We start from the raw sequence: 8,121 nt of genomic DNA, 5'->3' as shown, positions 1-8,121 counted from the left end.
CAACCCCTTACCAACCCCTCGGCAACTGCGAATCGTATACAATTTCACATCAGACCAGATCTTTACTCAACTTTCATTGTTTCCATAGAAATTTTCCATTGATCTTTAATTTTAAATCAAGCTAAAATGAAGACAGAAGAAGAATTAATTCAATTTGAAGAACAATGGAGTGTGGTCATGGAAAACAACGATGCGGATGAACAAGAGATTCCTATCATCTCTTCCGGGGTTAGATGTTAGCTGTTTTACGGGGAGTATTTTAATCTCAATGAGATAATTTATGATTTTGATGTTAAAACCCTCTATTTTGTGTTTTCTATTTAAAACCTATTAATAAAGATATCCGTAATTATGATACTAGCGCTTGATTCTTATTATCCGGGCGATGCCTACACGGTTTGCCTTAGCTTTGAAAATTGGACTGATGAGCGCCCATCGCAGGTTTTTACAGAACACACTCCGTTAGTAGAAGAATATGAACCTGGTTTCTTTTATAAAAGAGAGCTTCCTTGTATTTTGAGTATACTGAAGAAGATCAGTCTTGAAAATATTGAAGCAATTGTCATTGATGGTTTCGTCACCTTAGACGATGCCGGAAAATTGGGATTGGGAGGTCATTTATATGAAGCATTAAACAAGAGGATTCCAATCATTGGCGTTGCAAAAAGTGATTTTATTAGCTTGATTCATGGCAAAAGAATGGTTTATCGGGGAACAAGTGCAAAACCGCTATATATTACTGCTGCCGGAATGGAACAGGAGGTCGCTGCAGATTTTATTAAATCGATGCATGGAGATTTTAGAATTCCAACCTTGCTGAAGCAATTGGATGTGTTGACAAAACAACCCTTCCTTAAAGAATAAGCTTTTACTTTTTCATCAAAAGATCTCAAGAGAGTTGGTCGCAAGACTAAGAGCCTTTAAAATTAATCCCTTCGGCAAGCGTTTTAATCCACCTGACTGATTTTCCCGAATTGATCGTCTTATCCATTTTTAGATAAAAGCGACCATTTGATGTTTTGATATGGAATCTAGTCTGGTCCGCCAGGATAATTTCCTCATCAAGATCATTTGAATTTCTAAAAATAGATGCCGGTTTTAAACTATTCTTCAAATAGTTTTTAATGTTTTCTGTTTGATTTTGCGGATAAGTTGCCGAAATGGTATAAGTATTTTGGGTATCTGTTACTGAAATGGAAATTCCCTCATGGCGATTGTTAAGCCAAAGACAGATCAAACCAATGCCCAAACTGATGAAGCAGCAACCAAGTATGAAATAAATCCTGTTCATAATGTTTTCTTTTTAGTTGTTCAACCATTTCATGATAAAATAATGGGCTAAGAATCCAAGGGCGATGCTTGCTGTCATAATGATTACAGAATGAATCCCTATTGGTTGATAAAAGCTGCTTACAGTCAAGCCGGCGGCGATGGCTGTAAGTATCGTAAACCATTTTATAGTCCCACTTTTTTCGTCCTTATTTTTCGGGAGCAGGGCAGTGATGACGGTTTCATCTACTCCTTTTTCCAATAAGGCCCTTTTTAAACGATCCGTTAAAAACAACCTGAATAAGGTCAGTATAAATGCAGAAATAAGGTAAAGTCCGAGAAGAAGTACAATACTGCGCATGATCTCCTGCGTAATTTCTTTGTCTGCCAGGGGATTAAATTGTTCCCCTGCATGAGCGCCTAAGGAGACGCTGAGGAACGCGATGATGGTGATTATCTTTTTCATAGTTATATTTTTTAGATCCTGTCTATACGGGGATAAGATCGGTCAGCTGATCAAAAGTTGCAGCTTGTTCAATTAAAATTTATCGCAGTCATTTGTTTTTTATGCACTTTAAGCAGGCTTAATCCCTGAATTACAAGAATGAAAACTGCGGGAATAATGAGGAAGTATAACAGCTGAGCAGAGAGTCCTATGGCTGCCACCGACAAGTAATTTGTGAAACATATAATCGCGAAGGATATAAGAAAAATAGCCAGACATGCAGCTGCAGTAGCCATCCAGGGGAATAAAGGCTTCCGAACAGGCAATTGATCCAATACGAGCTTCGATAGGTCGAAATCAAAAGCAGGCTTTGGGATTTCTTTAAGCTCCTTAAACAGCACATTATACGCTGCAGCTTTCGTCTGGCACCGTTCACAATCATGAATGTGCGCTAAAATGTCGGAACCGGTATTTTTGCGATCTAAAACATACTGTTGTATTTCTGATTCTGAAAGATGTGATATTGTCATAATTCCTCCCTTTTATATCCTGATAAAATATGTTCTTTTAGTTTTTGTCTTGCGCGGAAAAGGTAGCTCTTTACCGTTCCTTCCGGTAGGGAAGTGATTTCTGCGATTTCTGTATAGCTGAGTTCTTCCTGATGGTACAAGCTGATCATGGTTTTGTAAATCGGAGATAGCTTGTCCAGTTCTACAGTTAAAATACCCGAAAGGTCTTTGTGATACATGATCTTTTCCGTTTCGTTCATGCCAATTGTGTTTTCTTTCCGAAGGAATTTGTCGATTTGATCTTGCTCATCATCATTGAAATTGTCTAGTAAAACAAACTTTTTTTTCTCCAGATACTGTAAGCAGCGGTTATAGGTAATTTGTCCGATCCATGTAGAGAGCTTCGATTGAAACCTGAATCCTGAAAGATGTTTGAAGGCTTTGAGGTAGACATCCTGAGCGATATCCTTGCGGTCGGAGGGGCTGTTGATCATTTTAAAAACCATTTGGGAAACCAGGCCCTCTGTGTTTTTTATCAGGATGCCAAAAGCATGCTGATCACCACCTAGTATTCTTTCAACTAAGTGCCTGTCCGCGTTGCTGCTTTCGTTTGATTGGCTCATCTGACAGATTAGACAGGGCAGCAGCATTAATGTTGCAAAAAATGAATGTTCCTGCTGAACCTTAAGTATTTCTTAATTATTTATGGAAGGAGCAAACTTTATGCATCTTTATGGTATTGTTAGATTAAGTCATTAATCGATTGTACATTTCAAACCATAATTAATTATGAAAAAACCAGCGCTTTACCTTGCACTTCTTGCATTTCCTGTTCTTTTTAGTTGTAATCAGGGAGGAACAGAACAAACTTCGGCCAATGCTACCGACTCATTGATCAACGAGCAATGTTTTGTTGCCATTGATGGGGTTGACACGGCCAACTTTAATATAAAGACCCTAAGCAGCGGGAAAGTTTCCGGTGATTTGACCATTAACTTTAAGGAGAAGGGAAAGAATGACGGGCAGGTTGAAGGAAAATTCAAAGGGGATACCTTATTTGTCGATTATACTTTCAAGATCGGACTGGAAAATAAAACCATTTATAAGAACCCATTAGCATTCTTAAAGAAAGACGGGAAGTTAATTCTTGGGGTGGGCCAGATTCAAACTACTTTAGGCAGGTCTTTTTTTGTGAAAGGAAAACCAATTTCATTTGAAAAAGGCAGGTTTACATTTGCTCCTGTTGACTGTAAAAAATAAAATTGGTATCGGTTGAAGTTTTCATTCCCCAAGGTTGTGGGGATGAAAACTGATTTGTAGTAATCATTTAATTATAAGTCTGTTGAGTTTTTTTGATGCAGACAAGATGAACGATTTGAATAATCCCGTAAATCATTGTTCATTTTAAATGTAAACCCTATTTCCTGTTTAAATAGGCGGGTTTTTGTTGTTTAATTGTCGAAAACTCATCGATCTCCGGTCATATTAGGAATTCAACTTAAGAAACACTTAATGATTATCTTAGTTTTAGTGTTTGGCCACACCAGGCGAATTCCTGAAAAGCCTTGAATAGAGTAGGGACCTAAATAACATTATTCCTATTATGAAAAATTTAGAACTAACAAATCTTGGTGTTCAGGAGATGAGCAAAACTGAGATGAAAACAATTGATGGCGGCGGTTTATTGGGAGATTTCATTAGTGGTACCTTAACTGTCGTTGCTACAGCTGCGACTGCTATTGTAGGAGACACGGTTACCTATGCAAAAAAGCAGATAGGCACAGTCTTAGCTACAATTTTTAGCTTATAAGAATTCTGAAAAGCAACCGTTATTTTAAATAACGGTTGTTTTCTTATGGACAATCCATTGTTCCAATACGCCGGCAATCTCCTTGTTTTTTAGGAAATCGGGTATAATACGTATTAAAAATAAAACGTAATAGTAGAAAATTGACTTTGTTTGATCTTGCTTTTCAGACGCTTGCTGTTTTATTCAATAATTGCTGTCATTTTAGGAAAAACCGGAAATCCCTGCCTTGTTTCACTGAAAAAAATGAATAAATTGAACAAATAGGAATTAAACTATCTCTACATACGACGAAACCATGTTTTTTTCTTAAAAGGATGCACATTTTGAAGTTTTATTCAGAGAAAATGAACATTCAATGGAAATTCTTCTCCTTAATCTTTATGGATACTATCATTATATTCGTTTTAGCGTTTGGCCAACCTAGGCGTATCCTGAAAAGCCTTAAATAGAGTAAGGAGTTTAAATTAAAAATCCCTAAATATGAAAAATCTAGAATTAAAAAACCTTGGTGTTCAAGAAATGAACGTTACTGAAATGACAAAAGTTGAAGGTGGTGGTTTATTAAACGATATCCTAACAGGTGTTATTGGTTCCGTTGTTGGAACAGTAAACGCTGTTGCTGCTGACGCTTCTGTCTTTTTAAACAAAACATTAACTAATGTTTTGAAATTTGTTTGGAGCCTATAAAAAAGTTATAAGTTACCGTTATTCTGAATTTCAGAATAACGGTGATTTTAAACATTAAAACATGCCTCTATCTCCCTATTCTGCAGAAACGATCTCTACCACTTCTATTGTCTACCGTTCACAAATCAGCAAATCATCCCAACTCATCTATCAGGTCACGTTGTTGGTTGTATTGTTGACTTTTGCGGCACTTCCATTTATTAAGACGCCCATCACCATTAAGGGAAATGGCGTTTTACAATCTTCTCTTGAAAAAACCGAATTAAATATACCTGTTAACGGCCGACTGGTTCAATATAGGCTTACCGATAATAAAAAGATAAAACAGGGAGATACCATCCTTGTGATTGATGGCGGATTACCAAAGCAACAAAGCGTCCTGGTACAGGGCCGGGAAGGTCAGCTGAATCAGTTCCTTCAGGATATCAATATGCTGTTGTCCTTCCGGACACTCGACAAAACCAATTCCCCAAATCTGCAAACCGGACAATACAATGCTTCCTGGCAACAGTTTGTACAGGAATTGGAAAATGCCGGAATCGCAAAAATGCAGGCAGCAAGCACTTTTGCCCGTTACAATAAGTTGTACGAGAATAAGGTACTCACAGAATCTGAGTACGAAAAATATAAGTTTGAACTGGAGCAAGCCACCTCGACCTATCAAATGGTCCGGGCTAAATATAAAACACAATGGCAAACGGAAGCAAATGGCTTTCGTAATGAATTACGTCAGCTTGCCGGCCAGCAGGCAGAACTGACAGAACAGAAAAAGCAGTATGTATTAAGGGCAGCAACCAGCGGCTCTGTTCAAAACCTCAGCGGCATACAAAAAGGAGCTTATGTTTTTGCAAATCAGAAAATTGGAGAAATATCACCGGATGCAAGCTTAACGGCATTCTGTTATATCAAGCCATCAGATATAGGGCTCATAAAAAAAGGTCAGGAAGTGCGTTTTCAGATCGATGCCTATAATTATAATCAATGGGGATCTGCATTGGGGGAGGTTATTGATATTTCCGATGATATTATTGTTTTAAATGGAAATCAACCTGTATTCAAGGTGAGGTGTAGCTTGAATCAGGATCATCTGACCCTGAAGAATGGTTATAAAGGTTATTTAAAGAAAGGGATGAATTTTACTGCCCGTTTCACCGTAACCAGCCGTAGTTTATATCAGTTGTTATATGATAAAGTTGACGACTGGGTCAATCCAAACGTCAGCGATAAGACCTAAAGCTATGAGCATTAAAGTAAAACAAAGGGACATTACAGATTGCGGTGCAGCTTGCCTGGCATCTATAGCATCGCATTATAAACTGGATTTACCCGTGGCAAAGATCAGACAGTACGCAGGGACGGATAAAAAAGGAACCAATGTTTTGGGGATGGTAGAAGCCGCCCAGAAACTGGGTTTTGAGGCAAAGGGCGTAAAAGGGCCTTTTGAAAGTTTATTTAAAATACCAAAACCAGCAGTTGCACACCTCATTGTCAAAGACATTTTGCAGCATTATGTTGTGATCTATAAAGTGAATAGCAAGTTTATCGATGTGATGGACCCTATAGACGGTCAGATGCACCGCAGGACACATGAAGAGTTTAAAAAAGAATGGACCGGAGCTTTAGTATTATTGCTGCCTTCAGAAGAGTTCGAAACGGGAAATGAAAAGGTTTCTGTTTCGGGACGTTTCCGGAACTTAATAAGACCACACAAAAGCATTTTAATCCAGGCTTTATTTGGGGCAATCGTATATACGATCTTAGGTTTGTCTACTTCTATCTTTGTGCAAAAGCTGGTAGACTTTGTATTGGTTGATGGCAACAGAAACCTGCTCAATCTGATGAGCATTGCGATGGTGGTCATACTGATTATTCAGCTGTTTGTAGGAATGACAAAAACGATCTTTACCCTGAAAACAGGGCAGATGATTGATGCTCAATTGATCTTAGGATATTATAAACACCTGCTTAGGTTACCGCAGCAGTTTTTCGATACGATGCGTGTCGGGGAGATTATTTCCAGGATTAACGACGCAGTTAAAATCAGGACTTTTCTTAATGATGTCAGCATTAACTTCCTGGTCAATATTTTCATTGTGGTGTTTTCATTTGCGATGATGTTTACCTATTACTGGAAGCTGGCTTTACTGATGCTGGCCGTAATTCCCTTGTATTTGCTGATTTATTTTGTAGCTGATAAGCTCAATAAAAAGGCACAGCGCTTACTGATGGAAGATTCTGCCGAGCTGGAATCTCAGCTTGTAGAAAGTCTCAATGCCGTAGGAACCATCAAACGTTTTGGCCTGGAATCTTTTGCCAATGAAAAGACAGAAGTTCGCTTTGTAAAGCTGTTGAAAGATGGTTTTAAATCTAATATGAACTCTGTTTTTGCAGGGACATCTTCAGAACTTACCTCCCGCTTATTAACCATTATCTTGCTATGGGTAGGAGCGGGCTATGTAATAGATAGTAAGATTACGCCTGGAGAACTGTTGTCATTTTATACCCTGATCGGTTATTTTACAGGACCCGTTTCTTCTCTGATAGGGATGAATAAAACAGTTCAGGATGCGGTAATTGCTGCGGACAGGTTATTCGAAATTATGGACCTGGAACGTGAAAACGACGAAAATCAGGTAGAACTAAGCCCAGATAAAATCGGAGACATCCATTTTGAAAATGTATCATTTCGCTATGGAACCAGGGTTTCTGTTTTTGATAATTTAAACCTGATCATTCCCAAAGGGAAGTTCACTGCTATAGTGGGGGAAAGTGGCTCCGGAAAATCGACTTTAATGTCGATTCTACAGAATATTTACCCGATCCAGGGAGGAAATGTGCGGATTGGACAGTATGATTTGAAATATATAAAAACAGCCACGCTCCGTCGTGCTGTTTCTGTAGTCCCTCAGCAAATTGATCTGTTTGCCGGTAATGTGATTGAAAATATTGCCATAGGAGATTATGAACCGGATATGCAAAAGATCATCGATATTTCTACTCAATTGGGCTTGATTGGTTTCATTGAATCCCTACCCAGAGGCTTTCAAACTTACCTTGGAGAAAATGGAACGACCTTATCTGGCGGACAAAGACAAAGAATTGCCATCGCGAGAGCCCTTTACCGTGATCCGGAAATTCTGATCCTGGATGAGGCCACTTCTTCTCTCGACTCTGCTTCTGAAAAATATGTGCAAAGGATGATCGATATCCTCAAATCAAAACATAAGACCGTAATTGTTATTGCGCACCGTCTAAGTACGCTGAGCAATGCCGATAAAATCATTGTGCTCGATAAAGGTGTCGTGGTTGAGCAAGGTAGTCACAAGGAACTGCGTTTTAGCCCGAATTCAGCCTATGCTAATCTTTGGAAGCTTCAGTTGCCCGAAGAGATCTGATCTGCC

General features: G+C 38.7%; 10 protein-coding genes. 6 read left to right on the top strand and 4 right to left on the bottom strand.

Features of this window, described 5'->3' with window-relative positions; translation table 11 throughout:
* Positions 1 to 351: 351 nt before the first annotated feature.
* Entirely contained in the window at positions 352 to 864 is a 513-nt protein-coding gene (locus DBR43_RS23225) for an endonuclease V (RefSeq protein ID WP_124585340.1), read from the top strand.
* Positions 865 to 910: 46 nt separating this feature from the next.
* On the opposite strand, the gene DBR43_RS23220 is transcribed toward DBR43_RS23225, so the two are convergent.
* From DBR43_RS23220 to DBR43_RS23205, 4 genes are all read right to left on the bottom strand, one after another.
* Complete coding sequence (locus tag DBR43_RS23220) at positions 911 to 1,291, bottom strand: hypothetical protein (RefSeq protein WP_124585338.1); 381 nt, start codon at positions 1,289 to 1,291, stop codon at positions 911 to 913.
* Between the two features lie 12 nt (positions 1,292 to 1,303).
* A complete protein-coding gene (locus tag DBR43_RS23215) occupies positions 1,304 to 1,735 on the bottom strand; it encodes a hypothetical protein (RefSeq protein ID WP_124585336.1) in 432 nt (143 codons plus the stop codon).
* Positions 1,736 to 1,803: 68 nt separating this feature from the next.
* Positions 1,804 to 2,244 (bottom strand): hypothetical protein, encoded by a 441-nt coding sequence (locus DBR43_RS23210; protein WP_124585334.1) that lies wholly within the window; start codon positions 2,242 to 2,244, stop codon positions 1,804 to 1,806.
* Complete coding sequence (locus tag DBR43_RS23205; RefSeq protein ID WP_124585332.1) at positions 2,241 to 2,846, bottom strand: RNA polymerase sigma factor; 606 nt, start codon at positions 2,844 to 2,846, stop codon at positions 2,241 to 2,243. The genes DBR43_RS23210 and DBR43_RS23205 overlap by 4 nt, the downstream gene beginning before the upstream one ends.
* A 166-nt stretch (positions 2,847 to 3,012) precedes the next feature.
* On the opposite strand from DBR43_RS23205, the gene DBR43_RS23200 reads away from it, so the two are divergent.
* From DBR43_RS23200 to DBR43_RS23180, 5 genes are all read left to right on the top strand, one after another.
* A complete protein-coding gene (locus tag DBR43_RS23200; protein ID WP_124585330.1) occupies positions 3,013 to 3,483 on the top strand; it encodes a hypothetical protein in 471 nt (156 codons plus the stop codon).
* A gap of 343 nt (positions 3,484 to 3,826) precedes the next feature.
* The gene (locus tag DBR43_RS23195; protein WP_124585328.1) at positions 3,827 to 4,033 is read left to right on the top strand and encodes a hypothetical protein; all 207 of its coding nucleotides are present in this window, start codon (positions 3,827 to 3,829) and stop codon (positions 4,031 to 4,033) included.
* 480 nt (positions 4,034 to 4,513) lie between these two features.
* On the top strand, positions 4,514 to 4,720 hold the full coding sequence (locus tag DBR43_RS23190; RefSeq protein ID WP_124585326.1) for a hypothetical protein: 207 nt from the start codon (positions 4,514 to 4,516) through the stop codon (positions 4,718 to 4,720).
* 61 nt (positions 4,721 to 4,781) lie between these two features.
* Positions 4,782 to 5,954, top strand: a complete 1,173-nt coding sequence (locus DBR43_RS23185) for an HlyD family secretion protein (RefSeq protein WP_124585324.1) — start codon at positions 4,782 to 4,784, stop codon at positions 5,952 to 5,954.
* 4 nt (positions 5,955 to 5,958) lie between these two features.
* Positions 5,959 to 8,115, top strand: coding sequence for a peptidase domain-containing ABC transporter (locus DBR43_RS23180; RefSeq protein ID WP_124585322.1), 2,157 nt, complete (start codon positions 5,959 to 5,961; stop codon positions 8,113 to 8,115).
* Positions 8,116 to 8,121 lie beyond the last annotated feature (6 nt).

Origin of the sequence: Pedobacter sp. KBW06, assembly GCF_003852525.1 — a bacterium.
Lineage (GTDB): Bacteria > Bacteroidota > Bacteroidia > Sphingobacteriales > Sphingobacteriaceae > Pedobacter.
The sequence above is the reverse complement of the archived record's forward strand: the minus strand, read 5'-3'. Positions and strand labels throughout refer to the sequence as shown.